This window comes from Aerosakkonema sp. BLCC-F183 (assembly GCF_041929145.1).
Taxonomy (GTDB): Bacteria; Cyanobacteriota; Cyanobacteriia; order Cyanobacteriales; family Aerosakkonemataceae; genus Aerosakkonema.
The window spans coordinates 106,506-127,412 of record NZ_JBHFNU010000112.1 but is presented as its reverse complement, the minus strand read 5'-3'; the positions used below and the strand labels follow the sequence as shown (position 1 = coordinate 127,412).

The following is a 20,907-nucleotide window of genomic DNA, read 5'->3' as shown; positions in this document are numbered from 1 at the left end:
CGTCTCGCCTAGTAGCGCAGGCGTCTCGCCTAGTAGCGCAGGCGTCTCGCCTAGTAGCGCAGGCGTCTCGCCTAGTAGCGCAGGCGTCTCGCCTGGTAGCGCAGGCGTCTCGCCTGGTAGCGCAGGCGTCTCGCCTGGTAGCGCAGGCGTCTCGCCTGCGGGAGCAGAGGAACAGACGAGCATACGGATAGGGGAGAATTCTCACTCAGCACACAAACAGTTCCCATCTGCACATAACTATTTGGGCAAAGCGATCGACATCAAACCTTCATTATCCGATCCGCATAATTCCGGGTACACAGTGATTGCACTTACTTTTGAATCCGGATTAAAGCTAGTTTACAAACCCAAGGGATTAGGTGTAGAAGCGGCATATACTCAATTTTTAACTTGGTGCAATCAGCAGGGTATTCCTTTACAATTTAAAGTTTTAAAAGTGTGCGATCGGCAAACTTACGGTTGGGTTGAATACGTAGAACATTTGCCCTGTGAAGATGAAGCAGCAGCCCAACGTTTTTATCAGCGATCGGGAATGTTATTAGCGCTGCTGTATGCACTCAGAGTAGTTGATTGTCACCGCGAAAATTTAATCGCTAACGGCGAACATTTGGTGCTGATCGATATGGAAAGCATCATGCACCAAGAAGTAAATCTTATGGTCGATTTAGCAGAACAAACTGAAGCTGACACATCTGTAAATTTACAATTTTCCGATTCAGTTTTACGCACGGGATTGTTACCCCATTGGGAGTTTACCAAAAATAACCGCATTGCCTACGATAATAGCGCATTAGGCAGCTTCGATCCCGAACCTGGGAAGCCAATTCCTAGCAATGTAGCGACTTTGAATGGAATTCCCTTATCGCCCGATCGCTATCTCGATCGCATAGTAACCGGTTTTGCACAAATGTATCGTTTTTTAATAGAAAAGCGAAAACTGCTGCTAGCACCAGATAGCCCTCTAGAAATATTGCAAAATCAGCGGGTTAGATTTATCTTCCGCGCTACCAGGATTTATGGGTCAATTTTGCAAAAAAGTCTCGCCCCCCAATTCCTTCGCAATGGAATCGATCGCAGCATCGAACTGGAAGTCTTAGCCCGCGCTTTTCTCGTCGCGACCCAAAAGCCTGATGCTTGGCCGATTTTCCATGCAGAAGTCAAAGCGATGGAACAATTGGATATTCCCTATTTTGCCGCTTACACTAACAGTAAAGCTATCACTGTTGGGTTAGATCGACCGATCGAAGATTATTTTAAAGCACCCAGCTATCAAGATGTTGTCAATCTACTGCAAAACTTAAATGAGACAGATTTAACTCAACAAATCGAAATTATCAAAGGTTCTTTTTATGCCAGGTTAGCGCGAAAAGCCGTCACCGAAAATAACCCATCTATCAATCAAGCTGAATATTCACAAATTAGCCCGCTAACCAAAACACAATTACTGCAAGAAGCGACCCGCATCGCCACCGAAATTCAAGCACGGGCAATCTGGGGTGCAGATGGCAGCGTCAAGTGGATTAGCTTTGCCTATATTCCCGATGTAGAACGCTTTCAACTAATGCCTTTGCCCGAAGATTTTTATAACGGCAATGGCGGTATCGCCTTATTTTTATCAGCCCTAGATTATGTCAGGCAAACTAGCCAATTTCGAGATTTAGCGTTGGGAGCGTTGCTGTCAATCCGCAAATTTTTGCAAACTGCCGATTTTGAGTCTACCCGCCGATTTGTGCGGCGTGGCATCGGCGGAGCGACAGGTCTGGCTTCTATTATCTACACCTTAGTTATGACCAGTCGTTTCTTGAAAGAACCAACACTTGTAGAAGATGCTTTGGGTATTGCTAATTTAATTACACCCGAAATCATCGCATCTGACAAACAGTTTGATATTATTGGCGGTGCGGCTGGAGCAATTTTGGGATTGTTGGCGCTACACTCAGAAACAAAAGATTCCGGAGTTTTAGATAAAGCGATAATTTGCGGTCAGCATTTACTGGCACATCGCACTAGCGTTAACGGTAAGCCGAAAGCATGGAAAATTTTGGGCCAGAAGCAGTATACCGGTTTTTCTCACGGTACGGCTGGGATTGCCTATGCTCTGTTGCGACTTTACGCAGTTACCCAAGATCCAGCTTATTTAGATGCAGCTAGGGAAGGTATTGCCTACGAAAACAGTGTCTTTTCTGCCGTTGCGGCCAATTGGCCCGATTTGCGAGCTTTTGCCCAACAAAACGGCGAACCAGGATTTATGGTTAGCTGGTGTCATGGGGCGACTGGAATTGGGTTAGCCCGTTTGGGTGGTTTGTCAATTTTAAAGACAGATGAAATTGATGGAGATGTGCAGGTAAGTTTACAGACAACGCAAAAACATACGTTACAAGATGTGGATTGTCTCTGCTGCGGTAATTTCGGACGTATAGAAATGCTGCTCTTTGCTGCCGAAACGCTGTCTCGCCCCGAATTGCTCGCGGTTGCCGAAAAAAGGGCCGCCTGGGCTGTGCGTCGGGCAGAACAAGCCGGAGGCTATCTTTTTCCTAAGTTGCCCAACTCTGTATTTACACCGAGTTTCTTTCAAGGGACTTCTGGAATTGGCTACCAGCTGCTTCGGCTGGCATATCCAGAAGTGCTGCCTTGCGTGTTATTGTGTAACTGCTAATTAAGGTTATGAGAAAATTTCATAAATTGAGTAAAAAGTTACGAAATTTCACGTAGAAGATTCCCAATAGCAAACAATTCCGTCGAGTCGGGTAAGAAAATTTTCAGTAGAATTGGTTGCTTTGGAAGGGTTAGTAACTTTCTTGCTAAAATTTCCGGTTATCGTTAGGTGAGAAGAGTATATGTAAAAATAAGCTGAAATCTACCAAAAATTTAGATAAAAATTTTATAGTATTTTTATCTAAATTTAGCTCAGCTTTATTAAATCTTTATCTATCTATATGTACAATTAATTAGTAGATAGAGCGAAACCCAAAGTAGTCACAAACTTTAGCAGATTATTATTAATCAACATGAAGGGTGTAACTGCCAATATCCTTCTGATAAACCACTTCAACAATATTTAAGGATGAATAATTATGTTCCAAGAGCCAATCCAACCGATTAATGCAGAAGACTTGCCGCCCGAAGAGTTCCATTTTGTTAAAACTCAACAGGCTATTTACAATTTTTGTATGGAGATCGATCGGGATGAGGAACTCAAATCCCAACTAGAAACTGCTGCAAATCCGCAAGCTTTTTTTGAAATCGCCGCCGAAAAAGGCTATGAGTTTAGCGCCTCGGATCTGCAAGTTGCGATGGGCTGGGCATTACAGAAAACACAACTCAACTCCGACGAATTTGATGACTACGAACTCGGTGAAGAGGAGTTGGAGATGGTCGCAGGCGGTACGCTTAAAGCACGGGCAATGAGCGTAAATAGTTATTGGCACTCTACTGGTATAGTGGTTGACGATCAGTGTTTTCACTTAATCTATCAATCCAAAACAGACCGAGACTTCATGACCCGAATAGTTAAATTTATGGATAAATGGGAGTTGCTGAGTAATGGTGACGTCAAAGCCAGCGATACCGATGGAATATATAATGGAGAAACTTCCTATATGCTGACTGACTTGGTTTATGACGGGTCTACTGTGGGTAAAACGTTAGACTTTTCCGATCTGACTAAATGGCAGATCGATTTCTAAATACAGCAGCTCTACCACTGTACTTACAGCCTGTTTGTAAATAAAGATTGAGGATCTATAAACCGGGTTTCTTGGAGAAGATTGGGGCATAAACAGTAGCCCGATCGAACAAGAAACCCGGTTTTTGCTGGCTTAACCTTATCTTGACTGGTCTTTAGAGTTTGCGATCGAAAATGTTTATAATGTTACAAAAAAGCATGATGGGTTACAGCACGAGAAGTTAATTAATTTGCCCAAATGCTTGCTGGATAAGGGTTTGCTATCGCCAAAATGCGCTTTTTACCCCAAAGATCGAAAAGCGATTAATTATGAGTTAGTATGTTAAATAGTTCAGTAGGTACTAATATCTAATGTCACTTCAGATGTCACATACTATTCCGAAAGATAGATTTAAAGAATGTGACAACCTAAAGTTGGTAAAATAACTTTTTTAAGATAGACTACTCTAGTAACACTAAAAAACACATCGTAATAACGCATGAGAAATCGGTTTTCTTTAGGTAGGCACAAAAAAATATCCTAATTGGGATACTACTAAGTGGTAGACTACTTTTTAGATAACAGTATCCATCTCATTCCCAGGCTCAGCCGGGGAAAAAAGAAACGAGGATCGGCCTCTAATCAAACAATCTAAAATTAGTGGCGTTCGTGTTAAAACCACGATTGTGCAAACAATATTTCGTCATTTATCGGAAGTTGAGTTTCGTTTATCAACCCAAGAAGCTACAAATCAAGTATTTTTCATTTGGCTGAAAGTATTGTTTAAAGAAAATCGGTTTTCTTGCGGAAGTTATAAAATTGAAATAGTGCCAGCAAAAATTAGTTTGAATCAAATTTAAGAGCGGATGCAACTGGGCAGAAAATTGACTGAATATTGGGACAGACTAGAAAGAAATTCAGAGGTATCTACTGATGTTACAAAATGTAGTTCAAACGATTAACGCCGAAGATTTACCAGCAGAAGAGTTTCGTTTTATCAAAGCCCAACAAGCAATTTACGAGTTATGTAAAGCTCTTGAGCGAGATGGTGAGATAAAATCCCAATTAGAAAGCGCTAATAATCCCGAACATTTTTTGAAAATAGCTGCCGAGAATGGCTACGAATTTACAATTTCAGATATGGAATTCGCTCTAGAATGGGCTAAAGAAATAAACGAGATAAAAGACGACGAATTTGACGACTACGAACTCAGCGAAGAAGACTTAGAAACGGTTGCGGGCGGAACCCTGTCTGCCAGAGCTATGTCTAACAATAGTTATTGGCATCCAACAGGTATTTGCGTTAACCAACAATGTTTCCACTTAACTTATGCTTCGACTGAGGATAGAGAGAAACTAGAAAAAGCACTAGAAAATATGGAAGTGTGGCGTTGGAAAGGTAACGGCATAGTGGAGGTCACCGATCTAAATGGGATATATGGCAGCTACGAGCTAAAAAACATAGTTTATGATGGGCTGGCAGTGGGTATATTGCAGGATAGATCGGGTAAAACGACTTACTCCTCAGATTTTTCTGTTGTTAATCTCCTTCTCTAGAACACCAATTCATATTGCGTCCGGTTGTATCGTTATCGTTAAGGCCGCAGAGGGGCATTGTCGATCGCGGTGGAGAATCGAATCTTAAAATATGCGATCGTCACCACTGGTTTCAAGCATTAGTAGCTTATGCTGAATCTGTCCTTAGTTTGTATTTAAGACTAAATGTCTGCTCATGCCAGGATAGGCTGCTGCTGGAGAATATGGATATGTTTCTGGGTGGGTGGAGTTGTCTTATCCAGCCAGAATACAGTAGCTCAGCTCGTTCCCGATGCCAGTTTAGGCAGCGAAAGCTCTGTCGTTACCGAACAGGTCATCAACGATCTTAAGAGCGATCGCATTGATGGTGGAGCAATTCGCGGTGCCAATCTGTTCCACAGTTTTCGCGAATTCAACGTGGTCGAAGGACAGGGTGTCTATTTCTCCAATCCAGATGGTATTGATAGAATTTTGACGCGAGTAACTGGGGGCAATATTTCCCAAATTTTGGGAACGCTAGGAGTTTTGGGAAATGCTGACTTATTTTTAATCAATCCGAATGGAATTATTTTTGGCTCCAATTCCAGACTAGATCTCAACGGTTCCTTTATCGGCAGTACAGCTAGTAGTATCAGATTTGCCGATGGGATAGAATTTAGCGCCACAAATCCCCAAGCTCCACCCTTGCTCAGCATCAATCTTCCCTTGGGCTTACAATATGGCGCAAATCCCGGTCAGATTATCAACAGAAGTGCGGATGGCACCCCAGAACCGACGCTTCAAGTACCTGTGGGTAGCACTTTTGCCCTAGTGGGTGGCGATGTGCTGCTAGAAGGCGGCACAATGAAAGCATCTCAGGGACGGATTGAGTTAGGTAGCGTTGGCGATAACAGCTTCGTCAACTTGAGTCCAATTCACTCATCAACAGGGGAGGTGAGTAGGAGTGGTTGGGCGTTGAATTACGATGGGGTGCAGAACTTCCGAGATATCAGCTTATCCCAAGGAGCGATCGTCGATACCAGCGGTGAAGGCGGCGGCGATATCCAGGTGCAAGCAAGGCGGTTGACACTGACCGAAGGAGCGGTAATTTATTACAGTAATGTTTCCCAATCCGGGGGAAATATAGATATCAATACCTCCGAATCAGTAGAATTATCAGGCGGATTTAACCCGGCTTTCGGTGAAGCTAATATTTTTACCCAGATATCGAATTTCACAGATGGAACTGGCGCAACTGGCAACTTAACCGTCAAAACTGGGAGATTAATCCTTCGAGATGGTGCAAATATTTATAATATCTCTGCCGGTGAGGGTAATGCAGGAGATTTAACGGTACTTGCTTCGGAGTCGGTAGAACTGATTGGAGTCAGACCCAATGAGCCGTTATTTCCCACCGCCTTATCAGCACAAGCTTTTTCCACAGGTAATGGGGGAAATTTAACTGTGGAAACCGGACGGCTAATTATTCGCGATGGAGCGTTGTTAGGTACTAATACTTATAGTGCTGGTCGAGCGGGTAATTTGACGGTGAGAGCTTCCGAGTCTGTAGAATTGATCGGCACAAATCCCGATCCAAGAGGAGCTGGTGGTATTGGTGCGGGAGTTGATATTGGGGCTACTGGTGATAGCGGCAATTTGACGATCGAAACTAGACGACTCACAATTCAAGGTGGCGGACAGATAGCAACTTCTACTTTGGGTGAAGGCAATGGAGGGGATTTGATTATCAACGCTTCCGAGTCTGTTGAACTGAGTGGAGCTAGACCAGATGCCGATCCGATTCGGGGTAGCAGCGGTTTGTTTGCTTCCGCAGAAGAAGGTGCTACTGGTAAAGTCGGAGAATTAAGGATTACCACCGACAGGTTAATTGTCCGGGATGGAGCCAGAATCTCCGCAGATAATTACGGGCCAAATTCCAGCGGAAATTTAACCATCAACGCAGAGCAGTTAATTGTTGGGAATGGGGGAACAGTTAGAGCCGGTGCTTTTGCTGATGGCCCAGGCGGAACCTTAACGGTAAATGCTACCGATTTATTGCAAGTAAGTGGTACGGGTACACTTGGGGGTCAGTCAATTAACAGCGCCTTATCTGTACGCAGTGAGGGGTCGGGAGCCGCAGGTAGTTTGGATATTCAGGCTGGCTCTATCCAGCTGGATAACTCTGGCAATCTGACAGCTGACAGCACAGCAGGAGAGGGCAACATCAATATCCAAACACGAGAATCTTTGATATTACGCCGCAACAGCGCCATTACCACCAATTCGACAGGTGCTGACCCAGGCGGGAATATCAATATAAATACGGATAACTTAGTGGGTTTGGGAAATAGCGATATCACTGCCAATGCGACAAATAGCCGAGGCGGTCAAGTAAGTATCAATACTATTGGTATCTTTGGCACCCAGTTCCGCAACGAACCAAACGATTTGACCAGCGACATCACCGCCAGTTCCTCTCTGGGCGCACAGTTCAGCGGTACTGTAGAAATCAATACGCCGGATGTAGATACCAGTGCTGGATTAGTGGAATTACCTACAAATGTGATAGATGTAGAAGGATTGGTTGCCAGAAACTTTTGCACTCCTCAACAAGTGGCGAGCAGTTCTTTCGTGGTGACGGGACGGGGTGGTTTACCTCCCAATCCCAATGACCCCTTGACTAGCGAGATTGTAGCTGTTGAGTGGGCAGGAAGGGAGCGGGGGAGTGGGGGAGCGAGGGAGCTCTTGAGGAGGGGATCTCTTGAGCGGGGGAGAATTTTCACTCAGCACTCAGGAATTCAGGAAGCGCAAGGCTGGATAGTTGCTGCGGACGGAAGAGTTATTCTGACTGCGGAAGCTCCAGTCGCTACTGTACACGCTCCTAGTTTAATTCATCCCAGTTGTGGCGCATCAGCCCAAAGATAGTATTTTTAGATTGGGAAAAATAGGCAAATGAAAATTAAATATTTAGCTTATCTTACTCTGGGAATATTAGCTTTTATCTGTGCGATTTGGATAGAAAAAAGTTCGGCTAGTTTGCTGTATTATACAGACGATCGCCTACAAATTGAAAAGCGCGATTTGGTCATTTCCCAGGTGTCGAGATCGCAAGTAACAAGCGAAATCACAACAAATCGTTTGGAAGAACAAGCTCAGGAACTTTATGAAACTGGACAGTTTGAACAGGCGATCGATCTCTTGCAGCAGCTAGCCGCCAATTACGCATCCCAAAGCGATGAATTAGGTCAAGCGCGGGTTTGGCGAAATCTCGCTTTAGTTTATCGACAAACTGGCGATTTGTCAAAGGCAAATGAAGCAATTACCAACAGCCTTAACCGCTTGCAAACTCAATCAGATACCGTAGAAAAAAAACGGATATTAGCCCAAGCTTTTGAGGTAAAAGGGCTTTTACAATTGTCTGTCGGTCAGCCGGAAGAAGCTTTGGATACTTGGAAACAAGCTGCTGAGATTTACAAACAAGTAGGAGATTTGACAGGAATAACAAAAAGCCAGATTAACCAAGCTCAAGCTTTGCAACGCTTGGGGCTATACCGTCAGGCGATCGAAACTTTAGACCAAATAAATGCCAACTTAAAAAAACAACCGGATACACCAATCAAAGTTAAAGGAATGCAAAGTTTGGGAATAGCTCTCCGGGTAGTAGGTGAATTAGATCGATCCCAGAAAGTTTTACAAGAAAGCTTAGCAATTTCGCAAAAATTGTCAGATCCCGAACTGATAGCTTCAAGTTTATCGGGATTGGGGAATACAGCTAGATTGCAAAAAAAATCACAACCAGCCCTAGATTACTATCGCAACGCCGTCCAAACATCTTCTTCACCATACCTTCAGACGCGGGTACAAGTGAATATGCTGAGTTTGTTAGTAGAAGAGAAAAAATGGCAAGATGCGATAAAATTAGTACCTCAAATCCAGTCAAATTTAAGTCGTTTACCTCTCAGTCAAATAGCAATTAATGCTCGGATTAATTTGGCTAATAGCCTGATGAAGATGGGTCGGAAAGCAGAAGTTTATCCTCTCAATAAATCTGAGATAGCTGAATTGTTAGCTACCGCAGTCCAACAAGCTGAAAATTTAAATGATAAACGCTCCTTAGCCTACGCATTGGGAAATTTGGGTCGATTGTACGAGCATAACAAACAGTTGGGATCTGCGAAAGAATTGACGGAAAAAGCGTTACTTTTAGCGCAAGGTATTAATGCTTCTGATATTGCCTATCGATGGCAATGGCAAGAGGGAAGAATTTTGAAACAACAAGGTAATAGAGTAGGAGCGATCGCAGCTTATAGCGAAGCAGTTAATACCCTCCAGGCTATCCGCAGCGATTTAGCCGCAATTAGCTCAGAAGCGCAGTTTTCTTTTCAAGAAAGCATAGAACCAGTATACCGGGAATTAGTAGATTTACTCTTACCGCCTGGAGAGAAAGTAGAAGAATCAGATCTTAAGAAAGCACGGGATTTGATCGACTCTCTTCAGATCGCCGAGTTGGATAATTTTTTTAAGGATGCTTGTTTAAAAATTCACCCTGTTGAAATCGACAAAATCGATCCAAAAGCAGCTGTTTTATCGACAATTATTTTGCCGGATAGACTGGAAGTAATTTTAGCATTGCCTGGGCAAACTCTGCGTCGCTATACCGCTACGGTATCTCAAGAAGAAATCGAAGCGACAATTAAGCAAGCGCGAGATGCTCTAACGGTTCCCAGGTTACAACTTTCGGTAAAAAACTTTTTGGAGCCTTCCCAAAAAGTATACAATTGGTTGCTCGCTCCAATGGAAGCAGAATTGGCAAACAGTGGAATTAAAACTCTAGTATTTGTCTTGGATGGTGTCCTAAGAAATATTCCGATGAGCGCCCTTTATGATGGAAAAATCTATTTAATCGATCGCTACAGCGTTGCCATCGCACCCAGTCTAAAATTGGTAGATTCTCAACCTTTAGCAAAGGGGAAATTGGAAGTTCTCACAGCCGGATTGAGTGAAGCTCGTCAGGGATTTTCACCACTTCCCGGTGTGAATTTTGAATTAGAAAAAATTGCCAATGAAGTCGATACCGAAAAACTCCTGAATCAGTCTTTTACTACATCCAACTTTAAAACAAAAGTCAAAGTTTCTTCGTTTCCAATTGTTCACTTAGCAACACACGGACAATTCAGTTCTGAGGCGAATGACACATTTATTCTCACATGGGATGACCGCATTAATGCGAAAGAACTAGATAGTCTTTTACGTGCGGATACAAGAGTAAATAACCCGATCGAATTACTCGTCCTTAGTGCTTGTCAAACCGCAACAGGAGACAAGCGAGCGGTTTTGGGTTTGACGGGGATGGCCATGCGAGCGGGGGCACGCAGTACGGTAGCATCTTTATGGAGCGTTAACGATGACGCGACAGCTTTGCTAATGATTAAATTTTATGAAGAGTTGGCAGTTTATCAACAAAAATCAGGTAAAGATATGACAAAAGCGTCTGCTTTGCGTCAGGCCCAACAAGCAATTTTACACAAGAAAAATTTTTCTCACCCTTATTATTGGGCAGCTTTTATTTTGGTGGGAAATTGGTTGTAATAGTTAATATTCAGGGGGTCAATCTACCATCTTAAACCTCAAATATAAAGTTGGTTGACCGCATATGAAACTATCACTTTCTAAGTTAGGTGTATTGAGCGATCGCGATCTGGATTGGCTCAATGCAATGGGCATTACAAAAACCATAGATAAGGGGGAAATCCTCATTCGCCAAACACAGCCCATCGACGAACTGTACATTTTATTGGCAGGAACATTAACAGTTTTTGTCTCGTCTTCAGAAGATGAAGATAACAGTCTTGAGCGGGAAATTGTCACGATAGCAAGTGGTGAAATAGCAGGAGAAATATCTTTTGTAGATAAGCAGCCATCTTTAACAACAATTAAGGCAAAGGAAAAAACTAATTTGCTGATTTTGTCTTTTCAGCAATTGGAAAATAAAATCCAGCAGGATGAAGGTTTTGCAGCGCGTTTTTATCAAACTATTTCGGCACAGCTTTCCCAGAAGTTACGCCGAGTTTCAGCACTGTTAGTTAAAAACAAAGTTATTTCCGAAGCGCCTCTGAGAAAAGTGTTATTTGTTTTTGCCATACTAGATGATAGCGACATCGATTGGATGATTGAAAGTGGGATGCAGGTGAATGCTTCTTCGGGTAAAATTCTGATCCAACAAGGAGAACCTGTGGAAGCTGTGTACATTTTGATAAATGGAACATTAGCTGTTTCTGTTACTCTTGGTGAAGGAAATAGCAGAGTCACCAAAGATATTAATCAATTATCAAGTGGCGAAATTGTGGGAGAAATGTCTTTTGTAGAAACTGGCAAAGCTTCGGCTACGGTTGCATCATTTGAGGAATCGCTTTTGTTAGCTATTCCTCAGCAGCAATTAGCGGCTAAACTAAAACAGGATATGCAGTTTGCTGCTCGATTTTATCGTGCGATCGCAGTAGTTTTAGTCGATCGATTGCGCGGTGGTTTAATCCGACACGGTTACGCTCAAAATACGGATCTCGATGGGGATATTGAGTATGAAGGAGAATTAGATCTCGATACTTTACAACAAACAGCACTGGCAGGAACCAGATTTAACTGGATGGCCAGACGTGTAAGCGGTAATAACTATTATTAAGGTTTTGAATTGTTTCAATGGCTGAAGAAAAGAAAAATATTTTTAGGAAAGAATCTTTAAATCGTTTATCTTCACCGGAACGTCTAGATGAGCTAATGCAAGTAGTCAATCCTCAAGATTGGCTACCTTTAGCTGCATTAGGTGGATTGGTGTTCGTTGCGCTATTCTGGAGTATTTTTGGCAGAATTCCCATTACCGTCACCGGTCAAGGAGTGATTCTGCGATCGCGCCAGGTAGTAGAAATTCAATCCCCCATATCGGGACAAATTCAGGACTTAAAAGTAAAAGTGGGGGATTGCGTAAAAAAAGATAATGGCGATGATATTAACGATCCAGAAGAGATTCTTGCAGTAGTTGACCCGCTGGAGTTAAAGCAAAAACGGCAGATCGAACTTGTGAAATTGCAAGAACTGCAAAAACAGGATTTGCAAGCTACAACGATCGCACTGCAACGCCGTCAATTAGAAAAAGCGGAGTTGCAGCAACAGCGAAGTAGCTTGCAACAACGCCTCAAAGATACGCAAGCTTTAACGCCTTTGCTGAAAACAGAAAGTACTGTTTCTATTCAACAGCAGCGAGAAAATTTACTAAAACGCCTTCAGGATATGCAGACTTTAACGCCTGTACTTAAGAATAAAAGAAGCGATTCTATCAAACAGCAGCGTGTAAGTTTGCAGCAACGATTGCGAGATGCACAAGCAAAAGCTCCCATTCTACAAGAAAGGGTAAAAAGACGCCAAGAACTACTGAACGAAGGTGCGATCGCAGCCGATCGAGTCCTGGAAGCAGAACAGGAATACACTGACAGTCTCCAGCGTGTCTCCGAAATTCAAACCCAATTGAAGCAATTAGATGTCGATGAAGCGCAAGCCGAACAAGCTTATCTAGATAACCTCAGTAAAATCAGCGAAATTCAAACTCAATTAAAGCAATTGGATCTTCAACAAACGGAAGCCGAACAAAAATATTTGGAAAACCTGAGTAAAATATCCGAAATTCAAACAAATTTAAAAGAACTCGATACCAAGGACAAAAGCTTGGAACAGCAAAACTTGGAAACTACTAACACGAGGAAAAACCAAATTTTGAATATTGAACAGGAAATTAAACGATTAGATCAACAAATTCAGACTAATAGCACTATTAAAGTTCCATATAGCGGATGTATATTAGAACTGACAGTTACTGGCGGACAAGTTGTTAATCCCGGCACTCGCATCGGTTCAATCGAGGTAGAAAAACCTAACGAGCCTTTATTAGCTATTACCTATTTTGGCATTAAAGATGGCAAGCAAGTTAAATCGGGAATGGCTATGCAAATTACACCTACGACTGTGAAGCGAGAAAGATTTGGCGGTATTGTCGGTACTGTTATTTCTGTGTCGCCTTTTCCCGTTACTAAACAGGGTGCTGCCAGTACGATCGGCAATCCAGAGTTAGTAGAAAGTTTGATGTCTCAATCGAAGGAATCTCAGATAGAAGTTTGGGCTAAACTAAAAGAAAATCCTTCCAACTTTAGCGGCTATGAGTGGTCTTCATCCAAAGGCCCACCGGATTTAAAAATATCTACTGGAACTACTACCACAGTACAAGTTACAATAGACAAACGCGCACCAATAGAATTTATCTTACCCTTTTTGCGCGAATGGAGCGGCATAAATTAATTTTAGATTTTAGATTTTAGATTTTAGATTTTAGATTTCAGATTTAATGGCTCTCCCGTTGTTGTGGTGATAATCAAAACTTATTTAATTGTAGGGTGGGTTAGGCACGGGCGATCGGCTCAGTACTTTCAACCAATAATTAAGTTTCCGTGCCGTAACCCACCATCACACCTATCTGTAACATACACAAAAATTTTCTACCATAAACCCGAAATACCCGATTTAATTTCAATTAGCAATCAGCCATAAATGACCTATGATAACCCCAAAGATAAAATCCAAAATCCAAAATCCAAAATCCAAAATCGTTAAGACTCCGACAGTACTGCAAATGGAAGCAGTGGAATGCGGTGCTGCTGCGTTGGGAATTATTCTAGCTTATTACGATCGCATTGTCCCTTTAACAGAACTCCGTCAAGAATGCGGCGTATCTCGCGACGGAAGTAACGCCTCCAATTTGCTCAAAGCTGCCAAACGCTACGGAATGCAAGCGAAAGGCTTTAAAAAAGGACTAGAAGCGTTAATGGAATTGCCAACTCCCTACATCGTGTTTTGGAACTTCAATCATTTTTTGGTAGTGGAGGGATTTAAGCGCGATCGCGTCTATCTTAACGACCCAGCCAGCGGACGCCGCCGCGTATCTAAACAAGAATTTTCGCAAGCTTACACTGGTATTGTATTAGTTTTAGAACCAGGCCCAGAATTCAAAAAAGGCGGCCAAAAGCGCAATATAATTTTGTCCTTACACTCCCGCCTGAAAAACTCTTACGATGCAGTCTTATTCTCCATCTTTGCCGGATTGCTTCTCACCTTTCCCCGCTTAGCATTGCCAGCATTTAGCCAAATTTTTACAGATGAAATCCTCGTGCAAGGTCGCGATAATTGGTTGCGACCTTTATTGTTAGGGATGATAGTTACAGCCATATTTCAGAGTTTGTTATCAAGATTGCGGCTCATGTACATACGACGGCTGACAATTAAGTTATCGGCAATGATGACAGGACAGTTTATTTGGCATATTTTACGTTTGCCAGTGACATTTTACGCTCAGCGTTTTGCCGGAGAAATCGTCAATCGCGTTGCACTTAATGGCAAAATTGTCAATGTATTGAATAGCGTTTCTACCACGATTATCGATACCGTGATGCTGGTATTTTACGCCATTCTCATGGTTATGTATGACAAAGTGCTGACACTGATGACAGTTTGTTTCGCCGCAATTAATATTATTACCTTGCAAGTAATACGCCGTTTTCGCGTTGATGCTAACTTAAGGATTAGCCAAGAAAGCGGTAAAGTTTCAGGTGCGATCGTTGACAGTCTTCAATCCCTCGAAACTGTCAAAGCTTCCGGTCTTGATTCCGATTTATTTGCTAAGTTTGCCGGGTACAATACTAAAGCGATTAACGCACAGCAAGAATTAGCTTTACAGAGTCAAATCTTAACATTATTACCAACAATTTTGAGTTTCCTAGCAAGCATGGCTCTCTTAGGATTTGGCGGTTTGCGGGTGATGGAAGGTAGCCTGACTGTTGGGATGTTAGTTGCTTATCAAAGTTTAGTCAGCAGCTTTTTAGGGCCTGTTAATAGTTTGGTGAATTTTGGCAGCACTTTGCAACTACTAGAAGCGGATTTAGAACGGCTTGATGATATTTGGCAAAATCCTGTCGATCCGGAAGTAGAAAGAGAGAATAATGCTTTATCTTTCGCCAGTCCCCAATCCCCCAAACTGCAAGGTTATGTTGAGTTACGCAATCTTACCTTTGGCTATAATCGTCTGGAATCTCCCTTAATTGAAAACTTTAATTTAAGCTTAAAACCCGGACAGCGCGTGGCAATAATTGGCGGTAGCGGTGCTGGTAAATCGACAATTGCCAAGCTAATTGCAGGTTTATATACGCCTTGGCAAGGTGAGATTCTGTTTGATGGTATTCCTCGCGATCGAATTCCTCGCTTGATGTTAGCAAATTCAGTCGCAATGGTCGAACAAGATATCTTTTTGTTTAAAGGAACTGTGCGAGAAAACCTTACCCTTTGGAACTCAACAGTTACGGAAGCAAACTTAGTGCAAGCTTGTCAGGATGCGGCAATTCACGAGCGCATTTTATCTATGCCGGGAGGATACGACGCCGAAATTTCCGAAGCAGGCACAAATATTAGTGGGGGAGAACGCCAGCGGTTAGAAATTGCCAGAGCTTTGGTGATGAATCCTTCAGTATTAGTGTTAGATGAAGCGACGAGTTCTTTAGATACGGAAACCGAATTAATTATCGATCGCAATCTGCGCCGACGCGGTTGTTCTTGTATTGTAATAGCGCATCGCCTCAGCACAATTCGAGATTGCGATCGCATCATTGTAGTCGAGAAAGGCAAAGTGTACACTTGAGATATCAATAATATAGTATCTCCCGTTTTTGTGGTGATTATACAAACCGATATAATCGTAGGGTGGGTTAGGCACGGGCGACAACTTCAACACTTTCAACGAATCAATTCGGCGTTTAAGTTCAGCAACTGTATGCTCGATAGCTGCTGCTACCAAGAATAACAACTGAGAATATTTGAACCATTCCCCGACTTCAAATGTGAAATAAAAGTAAATGTCGTTGTTTCTGAAAAATCTGGTTGCAGTTCTTTAAGAATTTTTATTTCAACAGTATCCCCTACTTTGGCTCGAATTTCTTGAAATAATTCCATATCATATATTCCAAAGCGTTCAATATCGACTCTAATATTTCGTCCATAGTTAGAAACAGCCAAAACTTTTCCATAGTTAACAAAAAGGGTCATAGTAATTCTCTGTTTATTGGATGCCTTTCTTGGATAACATTTTCATAGCTGCGGGCTAGTGAGAGTCGGAACATTTTCTCTTCGCTCGTTGTTGATTATCGAACGGTGTTGCTTATCGAATTCTTGATATCCACCGATTAACAATCCAGCTAAAGTAATTGAAGCAACCACAAACATTGTTGCTTTTGTAGCTGTTTCGGTAGAGCTATTCTTGGAAGACAAAGCTATGAAATAGAAGGGTATACCAACTAACACCCCAGCGATAAGTCCTGCAATCATCCAGACAATCCCTTGTCCCAGAATTGCGAAGGCATTGATAGAACCGAGCATTAAAGAACTAGGCATTGATTTAAAATAGGAAATAATAGCGAACGGCAGACACTCGGAATACAAAGTGAAAGCCTCAATCTGCCGCCCAGCGCCACAAAATGTTAGACCACAAAGCCAATATTATCTACTGTGCTAGATTTTCGGCTTTTTCACGTGCTTCAACTACTTTTTTTCCGACAACATATCCAGCCCCAGCCCCAATAGTCCCTCCAACAGCAGCTGATGCACCTATAACAGCATCACCTGCTGCACTAGCAGCCGCTATGGAAGCTCCTCCGTCAGCACCGAGACTCGCAGCACTGGCTACAGCAGCACCAGTAACCATCTGCACTTTCACTGCTGAGCCATAGGCGACTCCCACAGCGGTACCTATTCCTGCTCCGATCTCAGTAGATTTTTCCACGATAGCATCATGTTCTTTTTGGCGTTCTTTTATAACATCATGTTTTTTTTTAGACTTACTACCCATACTGTTTCTCCAACTTTTGCTACATACTAGACCAAGCGCACCCAACCTGAAAAGACGGAAAAAGGTGGAAAAAGGTGGATATTTCTTAAATTTTTGTAAAATTTAAGCCCAAGGCGGAAAAAGGTGGATTAGGGAGGATAAAGTCAGCTATAATAACTCCAGTTTTCTCACTTCCTCACTTATGGATAGTCGCGAGGTATTGCAATTCGTAGACGAAGTTGTCTACGCTAAAACAGGCAAGCGTATAAATGATTTGCAGCGCGGAATTATCGAGGGAACGCTGAAGCGGCAAAAGTATTCTGATATTGCTAAAGATTATAATTGTACGACTGGTCATACTAAGGAAGTAGGTTTCGAGCTTTGGCGACTATTATCTGATATTTTTGGTGAAACGGTTGATAAAAAACATCTTAAATCTATTCTAGAACGGCAATCAAATCTGAATATATCTTTAGGTAATAAAAGTACTAATAATATAGTTGGCTGCATAAATATTGGTTCCGATCGGCCCAATCCTAGCCCAGATAAAACTCAGCTTGCAACTCCTGACTTCCAGCAAGGCAACAACCATCAAACAAAGAAGCAAAAAATTGATAAATTACGACAGTATGGCTTAAGCAACGAGGAAATTGCAGAGTTACTAGACCTACCTTTGGAGGTAGTTAAGCAGGTATATTTTGATGGTTGAATCTGGTACTATCCAATGCAAAGTGTTTAAAATGATAATCATGGATCGGCAAGAGAACAGTTATAAAATTTATCTAGATGTTTGCTGTTTGAATCGTCCTTTTGATGATTGGAATCAGGAGCGAGTTCGTTGGGAGGGAGAAGCCGTACTCAGCATTATGGAGCAGATTTACGATCGAAAATGACAACTTATTTCTAGTGAGGCTATAGAAGTCGAACTAGAAAGAATGCCTAATTTGGAAAAGTTAGAGAATGTATTAAAGCTATTGGAGTTTGCCACGATTAAAGTCAATCTTAATGATGATACCAATCGAAGATCCCAGCAACTGGAAAGTCTAGGCTTTGGTCTTTATGACTCGTTTCATATTGCTTGTGCAGAAATAGCTCAAGCAGATGTTTTACTTTCTACTGATGACCGTTTACTGAGAAATGTATCACGTCATCAAGGTGTAATAGGAATTCTTGTGGATAATCCTGTTACCTGGTTAATGAACGTTTTGGAAGCTTAATTAGAAAGGAGAAGTAAAAATGACACCTGTGGAATTACAAAAAAAGGGTTATCAAGTTTTAGTAGAGCATTTGGGACAGGTTGATGCTATTCGTTTTTTACAACAATTTGGCTGGGGACGTGGTGACTATACCAAAGAACGAAAGGAATCTTTAGCACAAGTAACGAGAGAGGAGTTTTGGCAAGATATTCAGCGAATTCGAGGCAGAAAGTAGCTTTATAAATCGTAATGATTTGGGTTGATTGCGATCGCTCGATTATAGCGTTTTCAGGCGAATAAGGTGCAAAGAAACCCAGTTTCTTCGAGAAACCGGGTTTCTAGGGTGTAATATATGCAAATGAAACCATACCATCCAAAAGCCGTAATTTTATGCTAATATACTATTTAAAACGATAATCTCCCAAAAATTAACTATGAATATCAATCTAAAACCAGAACAAGCTGAGTTTATACAACAAAAACTCAATAGTGGGAAATACAGTAACGTCGAGCAAGTAATTGTGGAAGCTTTTCGATTATTAGATGAACGCGATCGAGAATATCAAAAATGGCTAGAAGAAACTCGACAAAAGGTAGATGTGGCTATTGAGGAACTCAAACGCGGTGAAGGGATTGACGGAGATGTAGTTGTCGCTCAATTGAAAGAAAAATTACGTCAAGCGCGTCAGGAGCAAGCATGAATCGTTACATTATTGCTCCCTCTGCTAGTCGCGATTTAAACGAAATTATAGATTATTTTGCCAACCTCAATGTTGAGGCAGGAGATCGTTTAATTGCAGCTTTCGAGAAAAAATGTCAAAATTTAATCAATTTTCCCATGATGGGGCGCAGTTATGAAGATATTAGACCTGATTTACGAGGTGTACCTTTAGATGGATATATTATTATTTATCAGGTTAGGGACAACACTTTAGAAATTCTCCGGGTGGTACATGGTTCGCGCAATATAAAAGACTTGTTTGAGTCAGATGAAAATGATATTTGAACAGATTTGTGCAGTTTTTCAAAATATCATCTTGCTACATCCTCTATTCTCCGATCGGTTCGTAAAGCGTACAAATAATCGGTAGTTGATATCCAAAATCAAGGCAGGTTTCTGCCAGCTTTCTCTGAATTTTTGCATTTTAGACTTTACTATATTTTGTAAGCAAGCAGAAATTATCAGAGGATTTGGACAGAATGTCATCGATTCAGGTATGTTTAATAGCTTAGTTTCAGAACATTTACGGTGTGAAGTCACCTATAGTATAGATGATTATCTGATGCTTTTGAGTACTTTGTCATTCTATCGGATACAAGAACCGGAGAAGATGGATTTTGTATTTCAAAGTTTGCGGTCAGTGCTGGAGAGTAACTGGGGAAGCGATATCCATGTTTCATATCTGTCAGCTTTTAATATTGCCGAAAAAGTCTAGTCGAGTTTATGATGGTTGTTGGTTTTGGTTTCGATCCGATTCCTGGATTAACTCAGCTTAAACCGGAAGTAACTTATTTGCTTGTTCTCAATGGGCCAAAAGCGAATCAATACTTTTCTTTGAATCGGTTGCGATCGCTCATCGAGCGCAGCCATCCTCCTCATATTATTGTCGATATTGACCTCAGCGGCTACGAGCCCAGCCTCCCTACGACCATCTCCCGTCAGCACGCCGTCATCCAGTGGGCAAATCATAAACTTCAAATTATCGATCTTGTCAGCCGCAATGGTACTTTTGTAAATGGGCAACAACTTACTCCCCCTCTGCCGATCGGCCCTCAGATCCGGTTGTGCTAACGGTGGGTAGTAAAATTAAACTTGGCAACCTAGAGTTTGCAATTGTTGTTGCGGGATAGGCAATCAGGCTTTTTCGTTTTTAATCTTTACCTTTTTTATTAAGTGTGGAACAGCAAAATCTTTATACTTACGGCTTTTTGGCAACGCCAACAGCTTCTCTCGAATTGCCCGTGGGAATTAGCGATCGCGTAATTCTGATTAGCAGCGCCGGCGTTTCCTCTGTAGTAGAAGCGGATGTATTCGTAGAAGCATTGCAAAACGACGATCGACAATTAATCGAAGCGGTTTTGTCGCACGATCGCGTGATTGGCGAACTATTCCGTCAAACTACAGTTTTACCTTTGCGCTTTGGCATTTCCTTTGTCTCCAAAGAAAACTTGTTGAATCATCTGGAATCCCACGCTGAAGAATATCTGGAAAAACTACGCCAGCTAAATGGTAAAGCTGAATGTATCTTGAAATTTATTCCCCGCACTCCAGAAGAACAAAAAATTTCCACAGAAGGTGGGGGAAAACAATATTTTTTGGCTAAGAAGCAACTTTATAAAGCACAGCAGGAATTTTACGCCACTCAAACAGCGGAATGGGAAAAGGCCGTAGAAATCATCACCGCAATATATAAATCTGCAATTGCTGTACCCCAAGAGGGTGAAGAAGCGCGGATTTATATTTTAATCGATCGCCAAGACCAACCCTTACTCGCAGAACAATTTCTTGCTTGGCAACAAGCTTGTCCCCGCTGGCAATTAATATTGGGAGAACCCTTAGCTCCTTACCATTTTATCTAAACGATCGTCTCGACCCCGCTTGGCGTCGTCCGCGAAGATT

20 protein-coding genes are annotated in these 20,907 nt (G+C 42.0%); 17 read left to right on the top strand and 3 right to left on the bottom strand.

Translation table 11 applies throughout. The annotated features are described in order from the left end of the window. From ACE1CD_RS33320 to ACE1CD_RS33285, 8 genes are all read left to right on the top strand, one after another. A partial coding sequence (locus ACE1CD_RS33320; protein ID WP_374827482.1) for a type 2 lanthipeptide synthetase LanM family protein occupies positions 1-2,656 on the top strand: 2,656 nt, incomplete at its 5' end. Between the two features lie 418 nt (positions 2,657-3,074). After that, on the top strand, positions 3,075-3,686 hold the full coding sequence (locus tag ACE1CD_RS33315; protein ID WP_374827481.1) for a Nif11-like leader peptide family RiPP precursor: 612 nt from the start codon (positions 3,075-3,077) through the stop codon (positions 3,684-3,686). A gap of 912 nt (positions 3,687-4,598) precedes the next feature. Then, entirely contained in the window at positions 4,599-5,222 is a 624-nt protein-coding gene (locus tag ACE1CD_RS33310; protein WP_374794931.1) for a Nif11-like leader peptide family RiPP precursor, read from the top strand. Between the two features lie 165 nt (positions 5,223-5,387). After that, positions 5,388-8,105: a filamentous hemagglutinin N-terminal domain-containing protein gene (locus ACE1CD_RS33305; protein WP_374794932.1), complete on the top strand. Its 2,718-nt coding sequence runs from the start codon at positions 5,388-5,390 to the stop codon at positions 8,103-8,105. A gap of 27 nt (positions 8,106-8,132) precedes the next feature. Continuing rightward, positions 8,133-10,769: a CHAT domain-containing protein gene (locus ACE1CD_RS33300; RefSeq protein ID WP_374827480.1), complete on the top strand. Its 2,637-nt coding sequence runs from the start codon at positions 8,133-8,135 to the stop codon at positions 10,767-10,769. Between the two features lie 64 nt (positions 10,770-10,833). Further along, positions 10,834-11,859, top strand: coding sequence for a cyclic nucleotide-binding domain-containing protein (locus ACE1CD_RS33295; protein ID WP_374827479.1), 1,026 nt, complete (start codon positions 10,834-10,836; stop codon positions 11,857-11,859). Positions 11,860-11,876: 17 nt separating this feature from the next. After that, complete coding sequence (locus ACE1CD_RS33290; protein ID WP_374794935.1) at positions 11,877-13,523, top strand: NHLP bacteriocin system secretion protein; 1,647 nt, start codon at positions 11,877-11,879, stop codon at positions 13,521-13,523. A 256-nt stretch (positions 13,524-13,779) separates the two neighbouring features. Further along, positions 13,780-15,909: an NHLP family bacteriocin export ABC transporter peptidase/permease/ATPase subunit gene (locus ACE1CD_RS33285; protein WP_374827478.1), complete on the top strand. Its 2,130-nt coding sequence runs from the start codon at positions 13,780-13,782 to the stop codon at positions 15,907-15,909. A 149-nt stretch (positions 15,910-16,058) separates the two neighbouring features. On the opposite strand, the gene ACE1CD_RS33280 is transcribed toward ACE1CD_RS33285, so the two are convergent. From ACE1CD_RS33280 to ACE1CD_RS33270, 3 genes are all read right to left on the bottom strand, one after another. Continuing rightward, positions 16,059-16,313 carry a hypothetical protein gene (locus ACE1CD_RS33280; RefSeq protein ID WP_374827477.1) on the bottom strand — a complete coding sequence of 85 codons (255 nt, stop codon included), beginning with the start codon at positions 16,311-16,313 and terminating at the stop codon, positions 16,059-16,061. A 42-nt stretch (positions 16,314-16,355) separates the two neighbouring features. Continuing rightward, positions 16,356-16,658, bottom strand: coding sequence for a hypothetical protein (locus ACE1CD_RS33275; protein WP_374827475.1), 303 nt, complete (start codon positions 16,656-16,658; stop codon positions 16,356-16,358). Positions 16,659-16,767: 109 nt separating this feature from the next. Further along, positions 16,768-17,112 carry a hypothetical protein gene (locus ACE1CD_RS33270; protein WP_374827474.1) on the bottom strand — a complete coding sequence of 115 codons (345 nt, stop codon included), beginning with the start codon at positions 17,110-17,112 and terminating at the stop codon, positions 16,768-16,770. 181 nt (positions 17,113-17,293) lie between these two features. Here ACE1CD_RS33270 and ACE1CD_RS33265 point away from each other — a divergent pair, with 181 nt between their 5' ends. The 9 genes from ACE1CD_RS33265 to ACE1CD_RS33225 all read left to right on the top strand — a co-directional run bounded on the left by ACE1CD_RS33265 (position 17,294) and on the right by ACE1CD_RS33225 (position 20,867). After that, positions 17,294-17,800 carry a hypothetical protein gene (locus ACE1CD_RS33265; protein WP_374827473.1) on the top strand — a complete coding sequence of 169 codons (507 nt, stop codon included), beginning with the start codon at positions 17,294-17,296 and terminating at the stop codon, positions 17,798-17,800. 31 nt (positions 17,801-17,831) lie between these two features. Continuing rightward, on the top strand, positions 17,832-17,984 hold the full coding sequence (locus ACE1CD_RS33260; RefSeq protein WP_374827471.1) for a hypothetical protein: 153 nt from the start codon (positions 17,832-17,834) through the stop codon (positions 17,982-17,984). Positions 17,985-18,026: 42 nt separating this feature from the next. Next, positions 18,027-18,308, top strand: a complete 282-nt coding sequence (locus ACE1CD_RS33255) for a hypothetical protein (protein WP_374827470.1) — start codon at positions 18,027-18,029, stop codon at positions 18,306-18,308. A 19-nt stretch (positions 18,309-18,327) separates the two neighbouring features. Continuing rightward, on the top strand, positions 18,328-18,522 hold the full coding sequence (locus ACE1CD_RS33250) for a hypothetical protein (protein WP_374827469.1): 195 nt from the start codon (positions 18,328-18,330) through the stop codon (positions 18,520-18,522). A 199-nt stretch (positions 18,523-18,721) separates the two neighbouring features. Beyond that, positions 18,722-18,988 (top strand): type II toxin-antitoxin system ParD family antitoxin, encoded by a 267-nt coding sequence (locus tag ACE1CD_RS33245; RefSeq protein ID WP_374827468.1) that lies wholly within the window; start codon positions 18,722-18,724, stop codon positions 18,986-18,988. Next, positions 18,985-19,293, top strand: a complete 309-nt coding sequence (locus tag ACE1CD_RS33240) for a type II toxin-antitoxin system RelE/ParE family toxin (protein WP_374827467.1) — start codon at positions 18,985-18,987, stop codon at positions 19,291-19,293. Before ACE1CD_RS33245 ends, ACE1CD_RS33240 begins: the two co-directional genes overlap by 4 nt. Before the next feature lie 211 nt (positions 19,294-19,504). After that, a complete protein-coding gene (locus ACE1CD_RS33235; protein ID WP_374827466.1) occupies positions 19,505-19,723 on the top strand; it encodes a hypothetical protein in 219 nt (72 codons plus the stop codon). Between the two features lie 8 nt (positions 19,724-19,731). Beyond that, entirely contained in the window at positions 19,732-20,079 is a 348-nt protein-coding gene (locus ACE1CD_RS33230; RefSeq protein ID WP_374794943.1) for an FHA domain-containing protein, read from the top strand. A gap of 104 nt (positions 20,080-20,183) precedes the next feature. After that, positions 20,184-20,867, top strand: a complete 684-nt coding sequence (locus ACE1CD_RS33225; RefSeq protein WP_374794944.1) for a GvpL/GvpF family gas vesicle protein — start codon at positions 20,184-20,186, stop codon at positions 20,865-20,867. Positions 20,868-20,907 lie beyond the last annotated feature (40 nt).